This is a genomic window from Halocola ammonii, from assembly GCF_049334165.1.
Lineage (GTDB): Bacteria > Bacteroidota > Bacteroidia > Flavobacteriales_D > Sanyastnellaceae > JBEGHD01.
Genome location: NZ_JBEGHD010000045.1, coordinates 1 through 566 on the forward strand (window position 1 = coordinate 1; position 566 = coordinate 566).

A 566-nucleotide genomic window follows, 5' to 3' on the forward strand; every position below is an offset into this window, starting at 1 on the left:
ACGATCAATCCGCTACCGGATGCCAACTTCACCTTCAACGGAGAGCTTGCTGGCTACAATGCCCAGTTTAGCTACTGCGAAGGAACAGAAGTGAACGTAGCGATGAGCGAGATCTTAAGTGGAACCGGACCATTCACCATCACCTGGACGGTTGATGGCGGAGCTGAGCAAACAGCAACTGTAGAAGAAGGAGATACCTTCGCTACGGAACTGCTCGAGCCAGGCACTTACGAAATCGACCTGACCACAATCACCGATGCCAATGGCTGCACGTTCGAAGACACCGAGGAGCTCTACGGAGCGACAGTAACGATCAACGAAGAGCCGGATGTCAACATTCTGTTCAACGGAGTAGTTGCCGGCTACGGAGCTGAGTTCAACTTCTGCGAAGGCCAAAACATTTTGGTGACAGTAGAAGAACTTTCAGGCACTGCACCGTTTGACCTAACCTGGGAAATTGATGGCAACTCAGAAAGCGCCACAGGAGTTGAAAACGGGGACGAGCTCTTCAACGGTACACTGGCGCCTGGATCGTACACAGTAGCCCTCACAGCCTTGAGCGATGC

Annotated in this window: 1 protein-coding gene; it reads left to right on the forward strand. The window is 52.5% G+C overall.

Annotated features, from left to right (window positions below; translation table 11 throughout):
- On the forward strand, nucleotides 1-566 hold a 566-nt coding region (locus ABHV44_RS16180), incomplete at both ends, for a hypothetical protein (RefSeq protein WP_459075754.1).